The 20,248-nt window shown below is 63.0% G+C and carries 25 protein-coding genes and 1 tRNA gene; 14 read left to right on the top strand and 12 right to left on the bottom strand.

Features of this window, described 5'->3' with window-relative positions:
- Positions 1-145: 145 nt before the first annotated feature.
- Positions 146-1,765: an ABC transporter substrate-binding protein gene (locus tag UP10_RS03215; protein ID WP_044585914.1), complete on the top strand. Its 1,620-nt coding sequence runs from the start codon at positions 146-148 to the stop codon at positions 1,763-1,765.
- 118 nt (positions 1,766-1,883) lie between these two features.
- On the opposite strand, the gene UP10_RS03210 is transcribed toward UP10_RS03215, so the two are convergent.
- On the bottom strand, positions 1,884-2,144 hold the full coding sequence (locus tag UP10_RS03210) for a hypothetical protein (RefSeq protein WP_044585913.1): 261 nt from the start codon (positions 2,142-2,144) through the stop codon (positions 1,884-1,886).
- A 35-nt stretch (positions 2,145-2,179) separates the two neighbouring features.
- Positions 2,180-2,353 carry a hypothetical protein gene (locus UP10_RS43925; protein ID WP_156179631.1) on the bottom strand — a complete coding sequence of 58 codons (174 nt, stop codon included), beginning with the start codon at positions 2,351-2,353 and terminating at the stop codon, positions 2,180-2,182.
- Positions 2,354-2,554: 201 nt separating this feature from the next.
- Between UP10_RS43925 and UP10_RS03205 the strand changes: the two genes are divergently transcribed.
- Positions 2,555-2,956: a PilZ domain-containing protein gene (locus UP10_RS03205; protein ID WP_349643954.1), complete on the top strand. Its 402-nt coding sequence runs from the start codon at positions 2,555-2,557 to the stop codon at positions 2,954-2,956.
- 124 nt (positions 2,957-3,080) lie between these two features.
- On the opposite strand, the gene UP10_RS03200 is transcribed toward UP10_RS03205, so the two are convergent.
- Positions 3,081-3,167 (bottom strand) — tRNA-Leu (locus tag UP10_RS03200).
- A gap of 225 nt (positions 3,168-3,392) precedes the next feature.
- Between UP10_RS03200 and UP10_RS03195 the strand changes: the two genes are divergently transcribed.
- Positions 3,393-3,827, top strand: a complete 435-nt coding sequence (locus UP10_RS03195; RefSeq protein ID WP_044585911.1) for a hypothetical protein — start codon at positions 3,393-3,395, stop codon at positions 3,825-3,827.
- A 30-nt stretch (positions 3,828-3,857) separates the two neighbouring features.
- Here UP10_RS03195 and UP10_RS03190 read toward each other — a convergent pair whose 3' ends face one another.
- Both UP10_RS03190 and UP10_RS03185 read right to left on the bottom strand, forming a co-directional pair.
- The gene (locus UP10_RS03190; protein WP_044585910.1) at positions 3,858-5,060 is read right to left on the bottom strand and encodes an FAD-dependent monooxygenase; all 1,203 of its coding nucleotides are present in this window, start codon (positions 5,058-5,060) and stop codon (positions 3,858-3,860) included.
- Between the two features lie 7 nt (positions 5,061-5,067).
- Entirely contained in the window at positions 5,068-5,313 is a 246-nt protein-coding gene (locus UP10_RS03185; RefSeq protein WP_044541387.1) for a zinc-finger domain-containing protein, read from the bottom strand.
- 247 nt (positions 5,314-5,560) lie between these two features.
- Here UP10_RS03185 and UP10_RS03180 point away from each other — a divergent pair, with 247 nt between their 5' ends.
- From UP10_RS03180 to UP10_RS03165, 4 genes are all read left to right on the top strand, one after another.
- Positions 5,561-6,685: a hypothetical protein gene (locus UP10_RS03180; RefSeq protein ID WP_044585909.1), complete on the top strand. Its 1,125-nt coding sequence runs from the start codon at positions 5,561-5,563 to the stop codon at positions 6,683-6,685.
- 58 nt (positions 6,686-6,743) lie between these two features.
- Entirely contained in the window at positions 6,744-7,496 is a 753-nt protein-coding gene (locus tag UP10_RS03175; protein WP_044586161.1) for an alpha/beta fold hydrolase, read from the top strand.
- Between the two features lie 238 nt (positions 7,497-7,734).
- Positions 7,735-8,562 carry a serine O-acetyltransferase gene (gene cysE / locus UP10_RS03170; protein ID WP_044585908.1) on the top strand — a complete coding sequence of 276 codons (828 nt, stop codon included), beginning with the start codon at positions 7,735-7,737 and terminating at the stop codon, positions 8,560-8,562.
- Between the two features lie 130 nt (positions 8,563-8,692).
- Positions 8,693-8,914 carry a DUF3126 family protein gene (locus tag UP10_RS03165; RefSeq protein ID WP_044541286.1) on the top strand — a complete coding sequence of 74 codons (222 nt, stop codon included), beginning with the start codon at positions 8,693-8,695 and terminating at the stop codon, positions 8,912-8,914.
- Positions 8,915-9,041: 127 nt separating this feature from the next.
- Here the strand turns inward: UP10_RS03165 and UP10_RS03160 are convergent, their stop codons facing one another.
- Positions 9,042-9,752, bottom strand: a complete 711-nt coding sequence (locus tag UP10_RS03160) for a hypothetical protein (protein ID WP_044585907.1) — start codon at positions 9,750-9,752, stop codon at positions 9,042-9,044.
- Between the two features lie 221 nt (positions 9,753-9,973).
- Here UP10_RS03160 and UP10_RS03155 point away from each other — a divergent pair, with 221 nt between their 5' ends.
- From UP10_RS03155 to UP10_RS03145, 3 genes are all read left to right on the top strand, one after another.
- On the top strand, positions 9,974-10,303 hold the full coding sequence (locus tag UP10_RS03155) for a DUF6949 family protein (protein ID WP_044541289.1): 330 nt from the start codon (positions 9,974-9,976) through the stop codon (positions 10,301-10,303).
- A gap of 131 nt (positions 10,304-10,434) precedes the next feature.
- Positions 10,435-10,782 carry a hypothetical protein gene (locus UP10_RS03150; protein ID WP_156179630.1) on the top strand — a complete coding sequence of 116 codons (348 nt, stop codon included), beginning with the start codon at positions 10,435-10,437 and terminating at the stop codon, positions 10,780-10,782.
- 177 nt (positions 10,783-10,959) lie between these two features.
- On the top strand, positions 10,960-11,490 hold the full coding sequence (locus tag UP10_RS03145) for a gamma carbonic anhydrase family protein (protein ID WP_044585905.1): 531 nt from the start codon (positions 10,960-10,962) through the stop codon (positions 11,488-11,490).
- Positions 11,491-11,497: 7 nt separating this feature from the next.
- Here the strand turns inward: UP10_RS03145 and UP10_RS03140 are convergent, their stop codons facing one another.
- Positions 11,498-11,764, bottom strand: coding sequence for a hypothetical protein (locus UP10_RS03140; RefSeq protein ID WP_044586160.1), 267 nt, complete (start codon positions 11,762-11,764; stop codon positions 11,498-11,500).
- Positions 11,765-11,835: 71 nt separating this feature from the next.
- Here UP10_RS03140 and UP10_RS03135 point away from each other — a divergent pair, with 71 nt between their 5' ends.
- On the top strand, positions 11,836-12,141 hold the full coding sequence (locus UP10_RS03135) for a hypothetical protein (protein WP_044585904.1): 306 nt from the start codon (positions 11,836-11,838) through the stop codon (positions 12,139-12,141).
- Between the two features lie 146 nt (positions 12,142-12,287).
- A complete protein-coding gene (locus tag UP10_RS03130; protein ID WP_044585903.1) occupies positions 12,288-12,779 on the top strand; it encodes a hypothetical protein in 492 nt (163 codons plus the stop codon).
- A 114-nt stretch (positions 12,780-12,893) separates the two neighbouring features.
- Here UP10_RS03130 and UP10_RS03125 read toward each other — a convergent pair whose 3' ends face one another.
- Together UP10_RS03125 and UP10_RS03120 are read right to left on the bottom strand one after the other, a co-directional pair.
- A complete protein-coding gene (locus UP10_RS03125; protein ID WP_502692158.1) occupies positions 12,894-13,706 on the bottom strand; it encodes a dienelactone hydrolase family protein in 813 nt (270 codons plus the stop codon).
- 392 nt (positions 13,707-14,098) lie between these two features.
- Positions 14,099-14,590, bottom strand: coding sequence for a hypothetical protein (locus UP10_RS03120; protein WP_044541293.1), 492 nt, complete (start codon positions 14,588-14,590; stop codon positions 14,099-14,101).
- A gap of 193 nt (positions 14,591-14,783) precedes the next feature.
- Here UP10_RS03120 and UP10_RS03115 point away from each other — a divergent pair, with 193 nt between their 5' ends.
- Both UP10_RS03115 and UP10_RS03110 read left to right on the top strand, forming a co-directional pair.
- Positions 14,784-15,194, top strand: coding sequence for a hypothetical protein (locus UP10_RS03115; protein ID WP_044585901.1), 411 nt, complete (start codon positions 14,784-14,786; stop codon positions 15,192-15,194).
- Between the two features lie 203 nt (positions 15,195-15,397).
- Positions 15,398-18,586 (top strand): efflux RND transporter permease subunit, encoded by a 3,189-nt coding sequence (locus UP10_RS03110; protein ID WP_044585900.1) that lies wholly within the window; start codon positions 15,398-15,400, stop codon positions 18,584-18,586.
- 48 nt (positions 18,587-18,634) lie between these two features.
- On the opposite strand, the gene UP10_RS03105 is transcribed toward UP10_RS03110, so the two are convergent.
- From UP10_RS03105 to UP10_RS03095, 3 genes are all read right to left on the bottom strand, one after another.
- Positions 18,635-18,916, bottom strand: coding sequence for a BrnA antitoxin family protein (locus UP10_RS03105; RefSeq protein WP_044585899.1), 282 nt, complete (start codon positions 18,914-18,916; stop codon positions 18,635-18,637).
- Complete coding sequence (locus UP10_RS03100) at positions 18,897-19,157, bottom strand: BrnT family toxin (RefSeq protein WP_044585898.1); 261 nt, start codon at positions 19,155-19,157, stop codon at positions 18,897-18,899. Before UP10_RS03100 ends, UP10_RS03105 begins: the two co-directional genes overlap by 20 nt.
- Positions 19,158-19,318: 161 nt before the next feature.
- Complete coding sequence (locus UP10_RS03095) at positions 19,319-19,933, bottom strand: transglutaminase-like cysteine peptidase (RefSeq protein ID WP_044585897.1); 615 nt, start codon at positions 19,931-19,933, stop codon at positions 19,319-19,321.
- Positions 19,934-20,248 lie beyond the last annotated feature (315 nt).

The raw sequence follows: 20,248 nt of genomic DNA, 5'->3' as shown, positions 1-20,248 counted from the left end.
CTCGACCAAAACCGGATTGACGCGCATCGTGCTTGATGCAAGTCTCGATTTCGCACGCCGCACACCATGTTCGGTCGCCTAAATAACGAACCGCATGCATAACGAATAAGCCGGCTGTGATCAGTTACACGTCAGGAGAGATTGAATGTTCCACAAGTCGCGTTGGAAGCAACACACGATAGCGGCCGCGTTGTCGGCGCTCGCGCTGTCGTTTGCGCCGCAGGAATTATCCTTTGTGCCGCAGGCGCTGGCCGCGGGCAAGACCATCACCGCGGTGATGCATTCGGATCTGCGCATCATCGATCCGATCCTGACCACCGCCTACATCACGCGTGATCACGGCTACATGATCTACGACACGCTGATCGCGACGGATGCCAATTTCAAGATCCAGCCGCAGATGGCGGACTGGAAAGTCTCCGACGACAAGCTCACCTACACCTTCACGCTGCGCGACGGCCTGAAGTGGCATGACGGCACGCCGGTCACGGCGGAGGATTGCGTGGCCTCGCTCAAGCGCTGGGCCAAGGTCGACGGCATGGGCCAGAAGCTGATGGATTTCACCGCCAGCATCGAGGCCACCGACGCCAAGACCATCACGCTGAAGCTGAAGGAGCCCTACGGCCTCGTGCTCGATTCGATCGGCAAGCCGTCGTCGCGTGTGGCCTTCATGATGCCGAAGCGTCTTGCCGAGACGCCGCCGGACAAGCCGATTCCGGAGCAGATCGGATCCGGCCCCTTCAAGTTCGTCCAGGCCGAATTCCAGCCCGGCGTGAAGGCGGTATACGAGAAGAACAAGGACTACGTGCCGCGCAAGGAGCCGGCGAGCTGGACCGCGGGCGGCAAGGTCGTGAAGGTCGATCGCGTCGAGTGGGTCACGATGGCCGACGCGCAGACTGCGCTGAATGCGTTGCAGTCCGGCGATATCGATTTCCTGGAGAATCCGTCGTTCGACATGTTGCCGACCCTCGAAGGCGACAAGGACCTGAAGGTCGAGACGCTGAACAAGTTCGGCTTCCAGACGCTCGGCCGCATGAACTTCCTCTATCCGCCGTTCGACAACATCAAGGTTCGCCGCGCGGCGCTGCTGGCGATCAACCAGAAGGACGTGCTCGACGCGCTGGTCGGCAATCCCAAATATTACAAGGTCTGCGTCGCCTTCTTCATCTGCGACACGCCGTTCGCGACAGATGCCGGCGGAGAGACCTTGTTGAAGGGCGGCGACATGGCCGCGGCCAAGAAGGCGCTCGCTGAGTCCGGCTACGATGGCACGCCCGTCGTCATCATGGCGCCCGGCGACGTTACCACGCTGAAGGCGCAGCCGGTCGTCGTCGCCCAGCAGCTGCGCGATGCCGGCTTCAAGGTCGACCTGCAGGCGACCGACTGGCAGACCGTCGTGAGCCGGCGCGCCAGCCAGAAGCCACCGAAGGACGGCGGCTGGAACATGTTCTTCACCAACTGGGTGAGCGCCGACGTCTCCAACCCGATCACCAACCTCTCGATCGGCGGCCAGGGCAAGAACGGCGGCTGGTTCGGCTGGGCGGAAGACCCCAAGATCGAAGAGCTGAAGAATACCTTCGTTCATGCGACCTCGCTCGACGAGCAAAAGAAGATCGCGACCGAAATCCAGAAGGAAGCCTACGATCAGGTGATCTATGTCCCGCTCGGCCAGTATCAGGGACCGAGCGTGTGGCGGAAGTCGCTGACCGGCGTGCTCGATGGTCCGGCCACGCCGATCTTCTGGAATATCGACAAGTCGGAGTAAGGCAGCGTAACGGCGAACCTCTGTTCTCAACGCGCAAATGGCCGGGCTCAGTCCCGGCCATTTTTATGCATGCGTGCGAGCATTCGGCAGGTCTACCTTGCCTACAGGTCTGCCTTGCCTAGAAATGTGACTTTGCCCAATTGTCATCCGTCGATCTGGCCGGGCCGTGGGTCGACAGGCTGCTGAGTTCGACGGGACCGACGCGCGCGGTGCTGATCAGGGCAAGCGTGCCGGCGGCCAGCACCAGGACAGCGTACACGACAACCGTTCCGCGGATCCATCTCCGATAGGTCGTGCGCTCTTCCGGCGTGGCATCGCGGAATTTCTGCGCGTTCAATCCGTTGCTGCAGTGGCCAGCGTCGTCGCCGTAATCGCTCATGACGATCTCCGTGCGTTGCTTGGATGAAATGAGGCTTATGGAAACACGATCATCGACGCGATATCGCCGGATGCGGTGCCTGGCGACGTCGCGGCCCAATACAGCGCAAGCATGAAGATCGTCGAGGCGATCAGGTAGCCAGCCACGATCAGTGCATCGTGATCACGCGCATCGCCGCGCACGATCTGGGTTCGGTCGGTCATTGCCATGGTCTCATCTCCAAGTGAAAACAGGGACTGGGATGTGGCAGCCGCGCAATGTGCGGCCGTAGCTTCCGGCGTGCTGATGTTAGGATGAGAGGCCGCCGCGGCTTGTGAACCACGCCACAACCGGAAAACACGAGTCGGTGATGAATTCGCGATTGGAGCGCGCGAGTGCCCGCGTCGCAGGCAGCAGCGCGAGCGACTGGCATGCAAGCTCAACTGGGGTCGTTTGCCGCATTTCGACGTCGCTTGTATATTGTAAGCTTGATGTCAGCTTCGCGCCGTAATTTAGCTGGCCGCTTCAATGCACACCGCGACGAGTCGATGGAAGAAGACGATTTCAAGCCCGCGCCGATCGGCGCACCTCAGCCGTCAACCGAGGAGCAGCGTGCCGCGCCGCGCCGCCGGGTCCTCAAGAAGGGGACAATCGAGTTCGGCAGTGAAGCGATCCCATGCACGGTCCGAAGCGTCTCGGCCTCGGGGGCGGCCATCGAGGTCAATTCGCCGCTGTGGTTTCCCGACCGCTTCGTCCTCGCTGTGGATGGCGAGCGGCGTCCGTGCCGGATCGTGTGGAAAAAGGAGAGGCGGCTCGGACTGACGTTCGAGTGAAGCGGGTCGCCATCGCAGAGAGCCCGTGTTCGCCCGACGGGCTTCGGCGCGGCAGCCTTCGCTCACTTCGCTACGATCAGGTTTCCAGGCTTACCCAGCCGTAGCTCGCGAAGCGAGCGAAGGCTGGTGCGGGCGGTGGGACTCGAACCCACACGACGTTGCCATCGAGGGATTTTAAGTCCCTTGCGTCTACCAGTTCCGCCACGTCCGCATCTCGCCAGGCGCGCCGATATCTAGCGCGTTTGGTCGTTAAGTGGAATCCTCAATATTTCGCTCGAATAATTGCGCTTTCAATGGTTTAGCGCACCGGCCCACAATACCGTTTGATTTGTCCGCGGGGCGCGGATAAGGGCAGCGCGCCGCCGCGATCAAGCCTCAATCCGGACACCGGCGGCTGCTTTAGGCAATCTCAACACTGTCCGATTAAGAAAGCCGCATGTCCGCTCGTTTTTTACGCCGCCGAAACCCGTTACGCGCGGCCCTCGGCGTTGCGCTGCTCGCATTGGCGGCGGGCGCATCAGGCTGCGCGCAGATCGGCGAGAGCGTGCCGTCGGCATTCTCCGATCCCGCCAAATACGAGCTCTACGATTGCAAGCAGATCGAGACCGAGCGCAAGAGCCTCACCAGCCGCGCCGCGGAACAGGAGGGCTTGATGGCAAAGGCCCAAACCGGCGTCGGCGGCGCCGTGGTCTCCGAACTGGCCTATCGCAACGAGCTGATTTCGATCCGTTCCCAGCAGAAGCTCGCGGACGAAGCCTGGCGCCGCAACAAGTGCCATGAAGCGCCGCCGGCCAGCGCCGCCCCGGTGCCGGCGGCCACGCCCACACCCAGCCCGAAGGATTCGCGGCAGCCGCGTTCCCTGATCCACTGAAGATCGGTTGCGCTATCAGGCGCAAAGCGCTCACATCCGCCAGTCGTAGATCCAGTCCTGTCGCGCCAGCATGCGCTGCGGTCCGATCGCGCGGATAGCAAGATCGCGCGCGATCGCGGCCGGTCCGGTCAGGTGGTAGATGCGGCCCTGCTGCCGCGCCATGCGCTGCACCTTCAGCACGCGCGCGCGACGCATCCGCGTGTAGCGCTTCAGCGCGGCGGGAATCCCGGCATTGTTCTCGCCGGTGCTATCACTCAGGGCCTTTGCGAGCACGGCCGCATCCTCGATCGCCATGCCGGCGCCCTGCGCGGCAAATGGCAGCATCGCATGCGCGGCATCGCCGAGCAGCGCGACTGAGCCTGCGTTCCAGTCGCCGATATCGGGCAGGGTGAACAGCGCCCATTTGCGCCAGCCGTCGACCGCGCCGATCAGCATCCGCGCCGTCGCGGGCCAACTCGGCGTCGCGAATGCGGCCTTGATCTCGTTGGCGTCGCCGGGCGCGCTCCAGCCCGGCCTGTTCCAGGTGCCGGGTACGATCGCGACCACGTTGATCTGGCGCCCGGCCGAGATCGGGTAGGCCACCAGATGCGCATTCGGGCCCATCCAAAGCTGCACCCGCGGCGCGGTGTATTCGCGCGGCAACGCGTTGGCCTCGAGCGTGCCGCGCCAGGCGATCAGGCCGGAGAATTGCGGCTGCACATCCGGGAACAAGTGCCCGCGCACCGACGACCAGATGCCGTCGGCGCCGATCAGCGCCACCGCCAGTTCCTGCTGCCGCGTGGTGCCGCGGCGCTGGACCACGGTGAGTCCCTTGGCGTGCTTGGCCACGTCCTCGAACTGGCAGCCGAGGCGCAGATCGATGTCGGGATGGTCGTTGACCTCGGCCTGCAGTGCGGCCTGCAGGTCGGCGCGGTGGATCACCCAATAGGGTGCACCGGCCCGAAACGCTGCGGCCTCGCCGAGCGGCATCCGCGCGATCTCGCCGCCGGCCCGCGCGCTGATGATATTGACGGAGTCAGGCGTCACCGCCCGCGGCGCAAGCCGCGGCTTGAGCCCGAGCTCGACCAGGATCCGGCTGGCATTGGGGGAGAGCTGGATCCCGGCGCCGGCTTCCTCGAGCCGCTCGGCCTTCTCCAGCACAACGACGCGAAAGCCTTGCGCTGCCAGCGCCAGCGACGCGGTTAGTCCTCCGATCCCGGCGCCCGCAACGATGACGGTTCGCGTCAGCGCCACGGAGCGGTCAGGCGACCTTGTCTTTCAGGACGCATTCCGGCGGGCGCGCCTCGCCGGCGCCGAGGTCGGGCGCGAAGCGATAGAGCGTCGAGCAATACGGGCAGATGATTTCGTTGTCATTGCCAAGGTCGAGGAACACGTGCGGATGGTCGAACGGCGGGTTGGCGCCCACGCACATGAACTCCTGCGAGCCGATCTCGATCACCGAGACACCGGCATCGTTGTGGAAGTGCGGGACGACGTGGTCGGACATATTCTCACCTTGGATGGCAACGACGGGCGGACGCATTCAGCAGCGCGGCATCGCGAAATGCCGCGCACCATACTGGCGGGAACCATTGATTCCAAGTGGCCCCGACCGCGCATTTGCTCATGCAAATTCGACACAATGTTGTCGTCCCAGAGAAGCCCTCCTTTGGTCGCAGCCGTTGTGTCTCAAAAACGGCACACTATTTCCAAGGTGAAATTAAAAGGGCGAATTAGACTGGAGTTTTCGCGGAATGAACCGGGTGCGTCTCAGCCTCGCGGTGGCCGGCATGGCAGTAAGCGCTGCCGTGGCTGTGGCTGTTTGGCCGCACGCCCGTGATGCCGGCATTGTGCTGGCGGCGCGGGACGATCCGGCTGATCTAGCCGATATCAGGCTGAATTCGGTCCTGCGAAGCAACCCTGCGTTGCTATCTGACAATATCGAGGCGGCGCTTGCCTCTGGTGACGCCGACCTTGCGGAGAGTTTTGTGGCGCTCGCGCGTGCGAGGGACATCGCGCTCAGTGATGACCTCACAAAGCGCGTCAACGACGCGGTCACCGAGCAGGCGTCCACCGCACATTTTGCCAAAGGTTTCGCAACCGGCCTGGTGACCGGCAGTGCCGACGACGTCGCCAGCCTGTCGGGCACGGTTGCGGGTGATCTGTTCGTGTTCGGTGACGTCAGGGACGTCGTACGCGAGGGCAAGCACCTGGCGATGGGCGAGGAGACCGACCGTCTGGTGCTCGGACTTGCGGCTGCGGGGCTCGCGATAACCGCGGCGACCTATGTCTCGGTCGGCAGCGCCGGGCCGCTGCGCGCCGGACTGACGCTGGTCAAGGATACGCGCAAGGCGGGACGGCTCAGCGAAGGGCTGATCGAATGGGCCGGCCGCTCGACGCGCGACGTGGTCGACGGACCCGTCCTGCAAGAGGCTGTTGCAGCCGGCTCGGTGTTTCGGCCGGCGGAGACTGCAAGTGCGATCCGGGCCGCGTTCCGTGCCGACAAGGCCGGTGCGCTGGTTCGCGTCGCCAAGGACGTCGGACGCGTTGGCGAGGCGGCCGGTATTCGCGCCGCACGGGATACGCTGAAGGTCGCGGAGAATCCGACGGAGATTGCGCGCGCGGCCCGGATCGCGGAGGCGAAGGGCGGCCAGACCCGTGCGATCCTGAAGCTGCTCGGCCGCGGCGCGCTGTTGCTTGCGGCCGGCGCGTTCAACCTGTCGCTATGGCTGTTCGGCGCGCTGCTCACGCTGTTCGGCTTCCTGTCGTCGATCAAGGCGACCGCCGAGCGGGCGACCACATCATGGCTCGCGCGAAGCAAGGCGCGACGCCTGAAGCGGGCCGAGGTTGCGCTGGCAGGTCCTACCGCGCAGGGCTAAGCTTGCGATCGCCTTTCGATCGCCAATCCAAATCTCCCCAGAAGCAACGGAATTGAAGATGCCGAGTTTTCATCACGGCGATGTCCAGATTGCCTATCTCGACGAGGGCGAGGGCGAGCCGATCGTGCTCGTGCATGGATTTGCCTCCAGCAAGAACGTCAACTGGGTCTATCCAACCTGGGTGTCTGACCTGGTCAAGGCCGGCCGACGCGTCATCGCGCTCGACGATCGCGGCCACGGCGACTCCACGAAGCTCTATGATCCGGCTCAATACGAGATCGCGATCATGGCCAGCGACGTGATCGCGCTGATGGATCACCTCGGAATCGCGCGCGCGGACATCATGGGCTATTCGCTGGGCTCGCGGATGACGGCGGTCCTGGCACGTGAAGCGCCTGAGCGGCTGCGCTCGGCGATCCTGGGTGGCATCGGCATCGGATTGATCGAAGGCGGGGGGCCCGGCGAGAATGTCGCCGACGCGCTGGAGGCGGCCTCGCTCGACGACGTCACCGATCCGGTCGGCCGCACCTTCCGTGCCTTTGCCGACCAGACCCGTTCCGACCGCCGTGCGCTCGCTGCCTGCCTGCGCGGATCGCGGCGCCTGATGACGCGCGAGGAGGCTAGCCTCATTCGTGTGCCGGTTCTGATCGCGGTCGGCAGCAAGGATGAGATCGCTGGCTCGGCAGCCGCGCTTGGCGCAATCATTCCCGGCGCGGAAGTGCTCGATATCCCGAACCGGGATCATATGCGTGCGGTCGGCGACAAGGTCTACAAGACGGGCGTTGCCGACTTCCTCTCACGGCGCCCCTAGCTTGGTTCCGTTTGCCGCGAGCCCCCGTCTTGGGCCGGCCATGCCCAAAACCACCGTCGGGACGAAATTCGTCAATAGTTGCAGGTGCACGGCTTGATTTCGGCAAAATCCCGACCAATTGCCATAGACGCCCGCCGGGGGCGTTCGGTTGGGGTTTACCGTACCGAGCCGCTCCGGGACGCGTGCCATCCGCCGTGCTATAATGCACCACCGAACAACTGAATTGCGAGAGCAGCCCATGGCAGTTCATCAGGTCAACCCCCAGGGGGGAAAGCTTGCGGCGCTCGATCCGATCTGGGATCGCATCCGCGGCGAGGCCGAAGATATCGTCCGTCGCGAGCCCGAGCTTGCGTCCTTCATCTATGGGACCGTGCTGCATCATGAGCGCCTGGAAGATTCGGTGGTGCACCGCATCGCCGAACGGCTCGATCATGCCGCATTGTCGGGCGACCTGATCCGCCAGACCTATGACGAGGCGCTTCGCGACGCGCCCGATCTCGGCAACGCGTTCCGCGCCGATCTCGTCGCTGTCTACGATCGCGATCCCGCGACCGCGCGCTTCATCGATCCCTTGCTCTACTTCAAGGGCTTTCACGCGCTGCAGACCCATCGTCTCGCGCACTGGCTCTATCAGAAGGGCCGCAAGGATTTCGCCTATTACCTGCAGAGCCGCTCCTCGGCGGTGTTCCAGACCGACATCAACCCGGCCGCGAAGATCGGCCGCGGCATCTTCCTCGATCACGCCACCGGCTTCGTCTGCGGCGAGACCGCCGTGATCGAAGACGACGTCTCGATCCTGCACGGCGTGACCCTCGGCGGTACCGGCAAGGAGAACGAGGACCGCCATCCGAAGATCCGCCATGGCGTGCTGATCGGCGCTGGCGCCAAGATCCTCGGCAATATCGAGATCGGCCATTGCGCGCGCATTGCGGCGGGCTCCGTCGTGGTCAAGCCGGTGCCGCACAACGTCACGGTCGCAGGCGTGCCCGCAAAGATCGTCGGCGAGGCCGGCTGCGCCGAGCCGTCGCGCACCATGGACCAGATGATCAACGCCATCGGGCTTTGATTTCGTTCACTTTCTGACGGCGGTACGCTAACGGAAGGATCGCGTTGCCAGAGCCTGAAAAGGCGCTGGCGATCCTTGCCGTCTCGTTCTAAAACTTCTCGGAAAATCATCGACCCGATTGGAGAGTGCCGTGGACGTTCTGGAAGTCAGGAAGCTTGACGCGTATCTTAAGCGCGTATTTGGCAATCCCAAGATCCGCGTGTCGCCGCGGCCGAAGAAGGACGACTCAGCCGAGGTCTATATCGGCGACGAATTCATCGGTGTTTTGTTCGTCGATGACGAGGACGATGATCGCTCGTTCCAGTTCCAGATGGCGATCCTGGAAGAGGATCTGGCGGATCTGAGCGAGTAGCCGCTCGGCGGATTACCGTAGGCACGATGCCGTAGGATGGGCAAAGCGCAAGCGTGCGCACCATGGCAGGCGGAATCTAGATGGTGGGCACGGCGCTACGCGCCTTTGCCCACCCTAAGAAATCATCTCAGCCCTTCGCGCTGTGCATTTGCGCGGCGAGGCGATCCATTGCATTTGCGATGTCGCGCCATTGCGCGAGCCAGCTTCGTGGAAAACGGAACGTCAGGTCGGCGCCCTCGATGCGCCGCTCGCTCAGGCACATGCCGGGCGTGGTGGCGTCGCGGGTGCAGCGCGCGGCTAGCGCCGGCTCACCAGCGGTGACCAGGTCCTCGCCGGCATAGGGCGAGCCGTCGCGAAAGGCGCGCGTCGTCAGGCCGTCGTCGGTCGTTGCGGCCGCCTCGAGATAGCGCGGATAGATCGTGCGCAGCCGCATCTCGGGCGCGAGGGAATCGCGGTGCGCCGCGATCGACACGAAGATGCGGTCGATCGGCTGCACCTTGTCCTCGATCGTTTCGGCGCTGTAGTGCTTGGGCGCTGCGGGCGCCTCCAGCGACGGATAGAGGAAGTCGAGGTCGACGCGCTCCTGTGGCCCGGAATGGCGCTGGATCTTCATCCGCACCGCCAATGTCGGCACGTTGAACAGCGTGCCCCCGACGCTGACCGGCAGCCGTGACGGGTCGCTCGGCGGAGCCGTGGTGTAGGTCGGCCACAACAGATAGGCGACGAGCGTGATCGCGCCGGCCGCGATGACCGCTGACAGGATGATCGGGACCAGATGCGCGCGCGGGTTGCGGCGGGTGTCGCGTGCGAGATGCTGGGCCGTCGAGAGGAGCGTCATGGGCGAGGTGTCGGATCAGGGCAGAAGTGATCGAATCATCCGCCGAATATGCCACGCGGCGGCGGGTTTCCGTATGATTGCAAAGGAATCCGCAACCCGCGAGCCATGCGCAAACGAGGCGGCCGGCCCGGTGGATTAACCCTTTCTTAAGGATGATGTGGCGGCGAACCGGTAATTTTGCGATGCAGGGCAGCGGTTAGTTGCGTAGAGCGGAAGTTCCCATGTCGCCCGATACCCTCAATTCCCTGTTCTCGCTTTTCATTGGCTTTGCCTTCGCGGGCGCGTTGGCCAACGGCTATCAGGTGATGGCTGAGCGCCCGGCCGGGTTCGGGTTGCTGCAGGAGGGGGCGGTGCCGAAGACCTTCGCGGCGGTTCCGTTCCTGGTCTTCGCCGCGCCCTTCATCATTATGCGCAACACGCTGCGTGGCGCACGGATCGAGCGCCGCCGCTTCGAATTCGTAATGATGGCGACCGTGATCGCGGGCTTCTGGAGCCTGATGTCGGGCACCTTCTTCGTGATGACGCTGCGCGCCGCCGGCGTGCTGGCCTGACCCGATCATGATCCCTAGCTGATCATGATCTGCCTCGCTTGGGTGCTGGCCGCCGCAATGAAAATAGGCCGCCAACTGAGGCGGCCTTACTTCGACGGCAACTTCCGCAAGTCTCGATCTTTGGAAGGATAGTGGAATCCATCACCATGAGCCGCATGCAAGAATGGCTGGCACATGCTGCCCAGGAGCTTGGCGTTCGTGTAGTTATAGCTTATGTCGCCGTACTTTCTGACGGAAAGCAGATTTCGACTCAGGCACTATTTCCCGATCTTGGCGGTGCGTTCGGAACACTCGTATTTGCTTCAATGGATGTACTGGATCGGGAAGCGGAACGCGATTTGGTAGCCCACGGCTACTCAATATCGACGTTCTCCGAACCGCTACCGAAGGACGAGTTCGACCTTGAAAGCTATGCCGAAATGTTTTCGGAATGGGGTTGGACGAGCAACGAGATGCAGAAGCCTACCTGGATGTCTTGATCTCGTGTCGCATGGAGTGGGGGACGGCTTCTCTACCGCTTGACGCGCTCCCCATGTGCCGGGCGGGAGCGGAATAGCCACTGCAAATTAGGCCACTGAGGGTCGAAACAGGCCAGTACCCTCGCTTGAAACCACGTTGGCCGCTGTGCAAAGGTCGCCCCGACCAAGGAGACCTACATGGCGATCTATGAACTTGACGGGCAGGGACCCGATCTTCCCGCTGACGGCAATTACTTCATCGCTGACACCGCTGTTGTGATCGGCAAGGTGCGCCTTCAGCCTAAGGCGAGCGTCTGGTTCGGTGCCGTGCTGCGCGGCGACAATGAGTGGATCGAGGTCGGCGAGGGCTCCAACGTCCAGGACAATTCGACGCTCCACGTCGATCCCGGCTTTCCGCTCGTTATCGGCAAGGACGTCACCATCGGCCACAATGCGATCGTGCACGGTTGCACGCTGGAAGATGGCGTGCTGATCGGGATGGGATCGATCGTGATGAACGGCGCGCGTATCAGGCGCGGCAGCGTCGTCGGCGCCGGTTCGGTCATCACCGAAGGCAAGGAATTTCCGGAATACTCGCTGATCATCGGCGCGCCCGCGCGCGTGATCCGCACGCTCGAGGCCGCGCAGATCGAGACGATGACAAGGCCGGCCAAATCCTACGCCATCCGGGGACCGCAATACAAAGCCGGGCTGAAGAAGATCGGCTGATCCTGCGTCACGTCTTCCAGCCTCGCTTGCTTGCGCGCTTCGGCGTTGCGGGGCCTTGCTTCGGTGCGTGCTGAAACCTTGTGTCCTGAAGCCGTGTGCCCTGGAGTCTTGCGCTCTTGCGCAGCGCGTCCTTCAGGTCGATCGGGATACCGTGCTTCCTGAGCAGGTCGGCGAAGGCCTCGTCGGCTAGCTCCTGAAGGCTCGCCATCCGGTTGCGTCCAAGCTGCTTCAGCTTGCCGAAAGTGTCGTCGTCAAACTCGATCAGCTTGCGCAAATTGCATTGCTCCAATGCTGCCGGAACTGCGGCCTTGGGGAAATCGTTAGTCTCCGCAAGGGAGAACTTCCATGCGCAAATTATCCGCTACCACCGCACTCGCGACAATCACAATTCTGCTGGCGTCTCCGGCCGCCTTTGCCCAAGGCACGGGACAAGGCACCGGCAGCCCCTCGTCAGGCCGCACAGCATCTTCGCAACTCACGCCGCCGCCCGGCACCAACAGCGCCAGCACCGCGCAGCCCTCGGGAGGCAGGCTGAACACCGCTGAGGGCGTCACGACCGGCTCGGCGGCCAGCCTGAGCGTCGACCAGGCCATCGCCAACGAGAACAAGTCGATCGACAGTCGGCTGAAGGGCATCTGCCGCGGCTGCTAGAGTTTTCGGCCGCTGCCAGATGAACGCGGGTCGCGCAGAAGTGAGCGCGACACGCCGCGCGCGCGTGAAGTTGCGGTCCTACATTGGGTTAGCATGATCGGACGCAGGGACGCGTCGGAGGTATTTTTGAGAAGGAGTGACGGGTGATGTTGCGTAAAACGATGATTGCCTTGATGGCGACGGCCGCGGTCGGATTGCTTACGGTCGACGCCGCGTCCGCGCGCGGAGGTGGTGGCGGCGGAGGCGGCCACGGTGGTGGTGGCGGCTTCCATGGTGGCGGCGGTTTTGGCGGCGGCGGCTTTCGCGGTGGTGGCGGCTTCGGCGGCGCGGGCTTTCGGGCCGGAGGATTTGGCGGCGGCGTCCGATCGGCCGCGATCGGCGGTGGCGCGTTCGCCGGCCGCGGATGGCACGGCGGCTATTATCGCCATCGCGGCTATCCGTTCGCCGCAGCCGCGATCGGCTTCGGATTGGGCTACGGCGCCTACGGTTATTATGACGGCTACTATGGCGACCCCTACTACGCGGGCGCTGGCTACGATGACGGGTACGGCTATGGCGACGGCGGCTGCTACATCGTCCGCCACCGCATCATGACGCCGTATGGCTGGCAGGTCCGGCCTGTGCAAGTTTGCAACTGAGATCATCTTGCAAACGTCAGGATGCTCCGCCCAGGCTCTTGGACGACCCAACAAATAAACGCGCGCGACGAGGACGTCGCGTGCGTTTGTGTCGATGCATCTGGATGGGCCTCGTCAGCCCAGCACGCCGTATGTCTTCAGCCACGCCTGCATCCGGTTCCAGCCATCCTCGGCCGCTTCCTTGCGGTAGCTGGCGCGGTAGTCGGCGTGGAAGCCGTGCGGCGCGCCGGGATAGATCTTGAACTCGGCGGTCTTCTTGTTCGTAGCCAGCGCCTCCTTGAACGCTTCGACGCTCGCGACCGGAATGCCGGTATCGGCCTCGCCATAGAGGCCGAGCACGGGGGCCTTCATCTCGGGCGCGAGCTGCATCGGGCTCTTCGGCCAGAGCGGGTTCGGCGGATCGACCGGCGGGCCGTAAAAGGCGACGCCGGCTTTCAGCGTCGGAGAGTGCGCGGCGTATTCCCACACGGTGCGTCCGCCGCGGCAGAAGCCGATGATGCCGAGGCGGGAGGTGTCGCCGCCCTGCGATTTCGCCCAGGCCACTGTGCTGTCGAGGTCGCTCAAGAGCTCGGCATCGGGCTTTGCGTTGACGATCGGCAGCAGCTGCGGGATGTCGGTGATCTTGGTGAGGTCGGTGCCTTTGCGGAAATAGTAATCCGGGGCGACCGCCAAGGCGCCGAGCTTGGCAAGCCGCCGTGTCACGTCCTTGATGTATTCGTGCAGGCCGAAGATCTCCATCGCGACCAGCACGACCGGCGGATTGGTGACGCCGGCGGGCTTCGCGAAATAGCCGGGCATTTCACCGTCAGCGACCTTGATCTTGGTATCGCCGGCGGTGAGGCCGCCGGTGTCGGTTTTGATCACATCGGCCCGCACGGGGCCCGCGGCCAGCGTGTAGCCCGCGGCCACGGCGGCCGACGCCGTCATGAAGCCGCGGCGCGAAACCGGGGCGGGCTTGGTCAGTCCGACGACATCCTGGGTCAGAATCGGTTCGGCGCTCATCGACGTCCTCCTGTGGGATCAAGGAGGCGCATTCAGCAAACAAAGCCGGTGGGTGGCAAATCACCTGCCTGCGAGGGGGGCGAAGGAGCCAAAAAAACAAGGCCGTCGACGTAGTATACCGTCAACGACCTTGCCAGCCCCGGATATTGAAATCGGCTCACGCCATCCGGTGCTTGGAGGATGACTCGGATTCGAAGGCCGGTATGTGAACCAGTTCACATAGTCCGGGATTAATTCACGTTAGCGGGCGCTTGGGTTGGATCAAACGGCTTCTAACCCCGTGATTTCACGGGACTGCGCCGCCCGAACCCGCCGGATCAGCCGTGTGATCTGCCGCGCCTGCGGTGGGTGGTCCGCGTCGTGTCCGACCGCTTGCGCGGCGATGGCTCCGCGGCGGGGTCGCTGGTCTGGGAGCTCGCGAACGACTGCCGCAGGCTCTCGACCGCCTCGGTGAGCGCCGCGATCTGATCGGTGAGCTTCTTGGTGTCGGCCTGTTGCGCCGCGACTTGCCGGCGCATGGTCTGCAGTTGGTCCTGCACCTCCTGCAACTGATCGATCGATTCCTGCTGGGTCGTCTCGAGTCCCTTGGTCTTCTCGACCAAGGCCTCGGAGACCTGGGCGGTCCGCGCCTGCAACTGGCGCGTGGCGACGACGCGATCCGACTCGGGCGCGTTGCCGGTATAGCTGCGCCATAATGCGATCGAGCCGACCCCGAACACGATCAGCAGCAGCGCCACCGCACCCATCGCGATCGGCTGCACGCCCAGGACGCTGCTGGGTTCGGAATTCCGGGGAGCAAGTTCGATCATGCGACCAAAACCGGACATCAATGGAAAGGTTCCGCTTAGCACAACCTTGGCGGGGGAAAAACCCGGAGATTCAAGCAGATCGGGATAGAGGCAGCGAAAATTGCCGCAAAGTCGCGATTCCTGGGTCAAAATGGGACTGTTCGCAGGGTGTGGGCTGGCCGGGGTGGTCCGATCGCTTATCGGGAGGCAGGCGATGGCGTTCGCTATCAAGACCGAGGTTTCCGATGCGCGGGCGGTGGCGTTCACGTTCTCAGCCCAAAAGACCATGTATGGCGGCAAGCATATCGCGGCTGACGACGTCGTGTTCGTTTTCGCCAGCGAGAACGAGGGCGGCCTGGGCCTGATCGCGCGCGCGGTCGTCACGTCAGCCGAGCCGGTCGCGCGGAAGCCCGGCATCGCCAGGCAAACGCCGCGCGTAAGCATCAGTGTCAGGCGCGTTGCGTTGGCGCAGCGGCCGTTGGGGCGGGATCAACTCAAGCGCTTCAAGGACTGGAATGACGGCCGGCCCGAGACCGAGCTCAACTTCAAATTCTATCGCCAGGCCACCAACAAGATCGTCGGCATCTCGGGTGAGACCGCAGCATTTCTGGATGGCTTCTTCTAGCGCACTTCGCGTGACCGCTGCCGCTGCAAGAGCGAGCAATCACACTCCAATATTTCCGCGCCGAAACATTGCCGGAAAGTGATTCAAATCACGCGTTGGATGAGAGTTTAGTGATTGGATAATCGTCTCGGTCGATGTCAGAAGCGCGTGGCGCGGGGTTTGCATTACACAGCCAGCATCGCGATTGATCGAGAAGCTCAGGAATGAATGGGATTGTCAGAACTGCTTTGGCGCGGCCGTACACGTTTGTGGTGCTGGCCCTGTTGATTCTGATCATCGGGCCGCTCGCCGCGATGCGGACGCCGACCGACATCTTCCCGGAAATTCGCATTCCCGTGATCGGTGTGGTCTGGCAATACACCGGTCTGCCGCCGGATCAGATGTCCGGTCGCATCACGACGCCGTTCGAGCGCGCGCTGACCACCACGGTCAACGACGTCGAGCACATCGTCGCGAACTCCTATAACGGCATCGGCATCGTCAAGATCTTCTTCCAGCCCAATGTCGATATCCGCACCGCGAACGCCCAGGTCACAGCCATCTCGCAGACGCTGCTGAAGCAGCTGCCGCCCGGCGCCACTCCGCCGCTGATCCTGAACTACAACGCCTCGACCGTTCCGATCATCCAGCTCGCGCTGTCGGGGGAAGGGCTGACCGAACAAAACCTCGCCGATATCGGCATCAACCAGTTGCGCACGCCGCTGGTCACGGTGCCGGGTGCTGCGATCCCTTACCCCTATGGCGGCAAGCAGCGGCAGATCCAGATCGATCTCAATCCGACCGCGCTGCAGGCGCTCGGCCTGTCCGGCCAGGACGTCGCCAACACGCTGGCTGCGCAAAACCTGATCACGCCGGTGGGCACGGAAAAGATCGGCCAGTTCGAATATACCTTGCAGCTCAACAACTCGCCGCTGACGATCCAGGATTTCGGCGATCTCCCGATCAAGGCTGTCAATGGCGCGATGGTCTACCTGCGCGATGTCGCCACCATTCGCGACGGCAACCCGCCGCAGACCAACATCGTTCATGTCAACGGCAACCGCTCGGTGCTGATGATGGTGCTGAAGGCGGGCTCGATCTCGACGCTCGATATCATCGCCGGCATCAAGCAGAAGGTCGAGGAGTTCAAGTCGTCGCTGCCACCAGCGCTGAAGATCGATTTCGTCGGCGATCAGTCGGTCTTCGTCCGCGGCGCCATCACCGGCGTCGCCCGCGAAGGCATCATCGCGGCGTTGTTGACCAGCGTGATGATCCTCTTGTTCCTGGGCAGCTGGCGTTCGACCATCATCATCGCCACCTCGATTCCGCTCGCCGTGCTCGGCTCGATCATCATGCTGTCGATGATCGGCGAAACCCTGAACATCATGACGCTGGGTGGTCTTGCGCTCGCGGTCGGCATTCTCGTCGACGAAGCAACCGTCACGATCGAGAACATCAACTACCATCTCGAACAGGGCAAAGAAGTCGAACCCGCCATCCTCGATGGCGCCAACCAGATCGTGGTGCCGGCTTTCGTTTCGCTGTTGTGCATTTGCATCGTGTTCGTGCCGATGTTCTTCCTGCAGGGCGTGGCGCGCTTCCTGTTCGTGCCGATGGCGGAAGCGGTGATGTTTGCGATGGTGTGGTCGTTCATCCTGTCGCGCACGCTGGTGCCGACCATGGCGAAATACCTGCTGCATCCGCATGAGCACGGCGGGGTGCCGCCTTCGCGCAATCCGTTGGTGCGGTTTCAGCGCGGTTTCGAGGCCTCCTTCGAGCGCCTTCGCGCCAGCTACCGCGACCTGCTCGCGTTCGCGCTCGATCACAGGCCGACCTTCGTCACCGGCTTCATTTGCGTTGTCGCGCTGTCGTTCCTGCTGGTGCCCTATCTCGGCCGCAACTTCTTCCCTTCGGTGGATGCCGGCCAGATCCTGATGCATGTGCGAACCCAGGTCGGCACAAGGGTCGAGGACTCCGCCGATCAGTTCGCCCAGATTCAGAAAGCCATTCGCACGGTGATTCCGTCCGGCGAGATCGAGACCATGACCGACAACATCGGCGTGCCGATCAGCGGCATCAACATGACCTATAACAACACCGGCGTGATCGGCTCGCAAGACGGCGACATCCAGATCAAGCTGAAGGAGGGGCATGAACCGACCGATGCTTACGTCAAGCAACTGCGCGAAGAACTGCCGAGGCGCTTCCCCGGCGTGACCTTCGCGTTCCTGCCGGCCGACATCGTCAACCAGATCCTCAACTTCGGTGCTCCGGCGCCGATCGACATCGAGATTCGCGGCGCCAATCTGGGCGGCAATTTCACCTATGCCAACGGCTTGCTCGAAAAGCTTCGCCACATTCCCGGTGTTGCCGATGCCCGAATCCAGCAATCGGCGCGCAACCCGACCTTCAATGTCGATGTCGACCGCACGCGTGCCCAATATGTCGGTCTGACCGAGCGCGACGTCGCCAACAGCATGGTGGTGAATTTGGCGGGCAGCTCGCAAGTTGCGCCGACCTACTTCCTCGATCCGGGCAATGGCGTTTCCTATTCGATCGTGATGCAGACGCCGCAATATCAGCTCGACTCGCTCGGCTCGCTGGAAAACCTGCCGATGACCGGGCCCGGGACCGTCGGCCCAGTGCAACTCGGCGGTATCGCGAACATCACGCGGACGACGTCCAACGCCGTGGTGTCGCAGTACGACATCCAGTCGATGATCCAGATCTACGCCACGCCGCAGGGGCGCGACCTCGGCGCGCTTGCCGCTGATATCCGCGGATTATTGACGGAGACCGCCAGGGAGCTGCCGAAGGGCAGCACGGTTTCGCTGGTCGGCCAGGTGCAGACCATGGAGAGTGCGTTCTCCGGCTTGCTGTTCGGACTGCTCGGTGCGGTCGTGCTGATCTATCTGCTCATCGTGGTCAACTTCCAGTCCTGGTCGGATCCCTTCGTGATCATCACGGCTTTGCCGGCAGCATTGGCCGGCATTGTCTGGGTGCTGTTCACGACGCAGACCACGCTCTCGGTGCCGGCACTGACCGGCGCCATCATGTGCATGGGCGTCGCGACCGCCAACAGCGTGCTTGTGATCAGCTTCGCGCGCGAGCGCTATGAGGAACTCGGCGATCCCGTCGCGGCGGCGCTGGAGGCCGGCTTTGTCCGCATCCGTCCCGTCGTGATGACGGCGCTTGCGATGATCATCGGCATGCTGCCGATGGCGCTCGGCCTCGGCGAGGGCGGCGAGCAAAACGCGCCGCTCGGGCGCGCCGTGATCGGCGGCCTGATGTTCTCGACGATTGCCACCTTGATGTTCGTGCCTGTCGTCTTCAGCCTGGTGCACAAGAACCGGAATTCGTCGTCGGCTGAGCTGGTGGCGCTGGACGAGCACCGCGCGCAGGCCGCCGAGTAGGCGGACACACGCCTCTCGGCCGGCGCGTCGCGTCGGATCTACGACATCCTAGCCGGCTTTGCGCTTGACGATCCCGACAAGGGCTTTATCGATCCGGCTTTGCCATCCTGGTCCTGCCGCCTTGAAATGTTCGAGCACGGCAGGGCTAAGCCGCAGCGTCACCGAGGTCTTGGTCGGAGCCTTATTCGGGCCGCGTCCTTTGCGCATGGCGGGGAAGACCTCGTTGAACTGCTTTGCCTTCGCAAAATCGTTCTTGGTCCACTCGGGATTGTCGCTCACGGCGCGGATATCCTTTGCGGTATAGCCCTTCTTAGCGACGGTTCGCTTCATAGAGGACCCTTTCATCCTTGCTGGCGGGACGCATGCTGACGATGCTGATCGCTTCGTTGCCACGCGTGGCAAATATGACGGAGATGACGCCGCGAACGTTCACGCCGATCGCGCGCCATCTGTTGCGGTAGGTTGCGAGAACCAAAGCGGTGTCGAAGAACGTCTCATTCAGGTCAGCGAAGTCCATTCCGTGCTTCGCCAGATTGGCGAGACGCTTTGGTTCGTCCCAAATGATTTTCATCGATTATTTTGTAACTACAAAATATGGAAGTTCAAGGCCTTCCTTGCCTCAAAAAAAGTTGCGGCCACCCTTTGGGGGAAGGGTGGCCGCGCGCGAACCGGTCTGGGACGGGGAGGGGTGGGGATGTGACCGGGTCGCGGGTTCGAAAAATCCTTGTTGGCTCAGCGTGAGCTTGCGGTTGCAACGGCCGGGCGGTTGTCACCGAGCGAGACCCACACATTTGGATCGCTCTGCGACTGCCGCTTGACGAAGCGGTAGCCAGTCTCAGTCCAGGCGACGACGTTCTCGTTCTGGTTATCGAGCACGAACTCGCCCTTGTCGGTCTTCACCGTCAGCACCGCGTGGCCTTCGCCCTTCTTGTCGCGGACCACGGTGATCAACAGCGCCTCGCGCGGCCACCCGGCATCCATCAGCATCTTGCGCTTCAGGAGCACGTAGTCCTCGCAGTCGCCGTAGCCGTCTGTCGGCAACGACCATTTCTCGACAACGCCCCAATGATCCATATCGGTCATCGGCTTGATCGTCTCGTTGACCCACTTGTTGACCCGCGTGAGGTCTCGCCAAGCGGTCTGCGACAACACGATGTCGCGTGGTTGCGTCGCGCCGCCGCGGCACTCGCCCGGATTGTCGGCGCAGAATTCGACCCAGCCGATCGGTGAACGCGTGGTGTCACCCAGGCTGGCGTAGAGCACGTCGCCGGCCTTCGCCGAGACGCAAGTCGCAAACAGAATGGCGACAACCGCCAAACCTTTCCCCTGTCCCCTGAAACCAAACATTGTGGCCCCCGTTTTTCTTGTTGGGACCACCTTTGCCACAAAGGTTTTGCACCGCCGCTAAGTAGGCGAAGTAGATTTGACGCGAATACTGCTAAAAGCTGCGGCGAATTCAATCTATACTTGATTCAAACTCGCGTAAAATTTGAAACAACTGCAATTGACTCAAATTTTATGCATTAACGCGGCAAGCGCTGCTCCAGTGCGGTTTGCGCGCGCGAGTGTTCCCGCCGTTAACCGCGAAACGCGCGCGCCAAATGCATCAAAGGCGGCGTCCGGAGTACCGGAAGCCGCCTTTGAGGGCCGAAAATCGGGGGT

Origin of the sequence: Bradyrhizobium sp. LTSPM299 (genome assembly GCF_000938235.1) — a bacterium.
Taxonomy (GTDB): domain Bacteria; phylum Pseudomonadota; class Alphaproteobacteria; order Rhizobiales; family Xanthobacteraceae; genus Bradyrhizobium.
Note: the sequence above shows the minus strand (reverse complement) of the source record. Positions and strands in the feature narration are given on the sequence as shown.

Coding starts and splice junctions, on each gene's coding strand:
- UP10_RS03215 (WP_044585914.1), top strand. CDS start 146: ATGTTCCACAAGTCGCGTTGGAAGCAACACACGATAGCGGCCGCGTTG.
- UP10_RS03210 (WP_044585913.1), bottom strand. CDS start 2,144: ATGAGCGATTACGGCGACGACGCTGGCCACTGCAGCAACGGATTGAAC.
- UP10_RS43925 (WP_156179631.1), bottom strand. CDS start 2,353: ATGGCAATGACCGACCGAACCCAGATCGTGCGCGGCGATGCGCGTGAT.
- UP10_RS03205 (WP_349643954.1), top strand. CDS start 2,555: ATGCAAGCTCAACTGGGGTCGTTTGCCGCATTTCGACGTCGCTTGTAT.
- UP10_RS03195 (WP_044585911.1), top strand. CDS start 3,393: ATGTCCGCTCGTTTTTTACGCCGCCGAAACCCGTTACGCGCGGCCCTC.
- UP10_RS03185 (WP_044541387.1), bottom strand. CDS start 5,313: ATGTCCGACCACGTCGTCCCGCACTTCCACAACGATGCCGGTGTCTCG.
- UP10_RS03180 (WP_044585909.1), top strand. CDS start 5,561: ATGAACCGGGTGCGTCTCAGCCTCGCGGTGGCCGGCATGGCAGTAAGC.
- UP10_RS03175 (WP_044586161.1), top strand. CDS start 6,744: ATGCCGAGTTTTCATCACGGCGATGTCCAGATTGCCTATCTCGACGAG.
- cysE (WP_044585908.1), top strand. CDS start 7,735: ATGGCAGTTCATCAGGTCAACCCCCAGGGGGGAAAGCTTGCGGCGCTC.
- UP10_RS03160 (WP_044585907.1), bottom strand. CDS start 9,752: ATGACGCTCCTCTCGACGGCCCAGCATCTCGCACGCGACACCCGCCGC.
- UP10_RS03155 (WP_044541289.1), top strand. CDS start 9,974: ATGTCGCCCGATACCCTCAATTCCCTGTTCTCGCTTTTCATTGGCTTT.
- UP10_RS03145 (WP_044585905.1), top strand. CDS start 10,960: ATGGCGATCTATGAACTTGACGGGCAGGGACCCGATCTTCCCGCTGAC.
- UP10_RS03135 (WP_044585904.1), top strand. CDS start 11,836: ATGCGCAAATTATCCGCTACCACCGCACTCGCGACAATCACAATTCTG.
- UP10_RS03130 (WP_044585903.1), top strand. CDS start 12,288: ATGTTGCGTAAAACGATGATTGCCTTGATGGCGACGGCCGCGGTCGGA.
- UP10_RS03125 (WP_502692158.1), bottom strand. CDS start 13,706: ATGACGGCGTCGGCCGCCGTGGCCGCGGGCTACACGCTGGCCGCGGGC.
- UP10_RS03120 (WP_044541293.1), bottom strand. CDS start 14,590: ATGATCGAACTTGCTCCCCGGAATTCCGAACCCAGCAGCGTCCTGGGC.
- UP10_RS03115 (WP_044585901.1), top strand. CDS start 14,784: ATGGCGTTCGCTATCAAGACCGAGGTTTCCGATGCGCGGGCGGTGGCG.
- UP10_RS03110 (WP_044585900.1), top strand. CDS start 15,398: ATGAATGGGATTGTCAGAACTGCTTTGGCGCGGCCGTACACGTTTGTG.
- UP10_RS03105 (WP_044585899.1), bottom strand. CDS start 18,916: ATGAAGCGAACCGTCGCTAAGAAGGGCTATACCGCAAAGGATATCCGC.
- UP10_RS03100 (WP_044585898.1), bottom strand. CDS start 19,157: ATGAAAATCATTTGGGACGAACCAAAGCGTCTCGCCAATCTGGCGAAG.
- UP10_RS03095 (WP_044585897.1), bottom strand. CDS start 19,933: ATGTTTGGTTTCAGGGGACAGGGGAAAGGTTTGGCGGTTGTCGCCATT.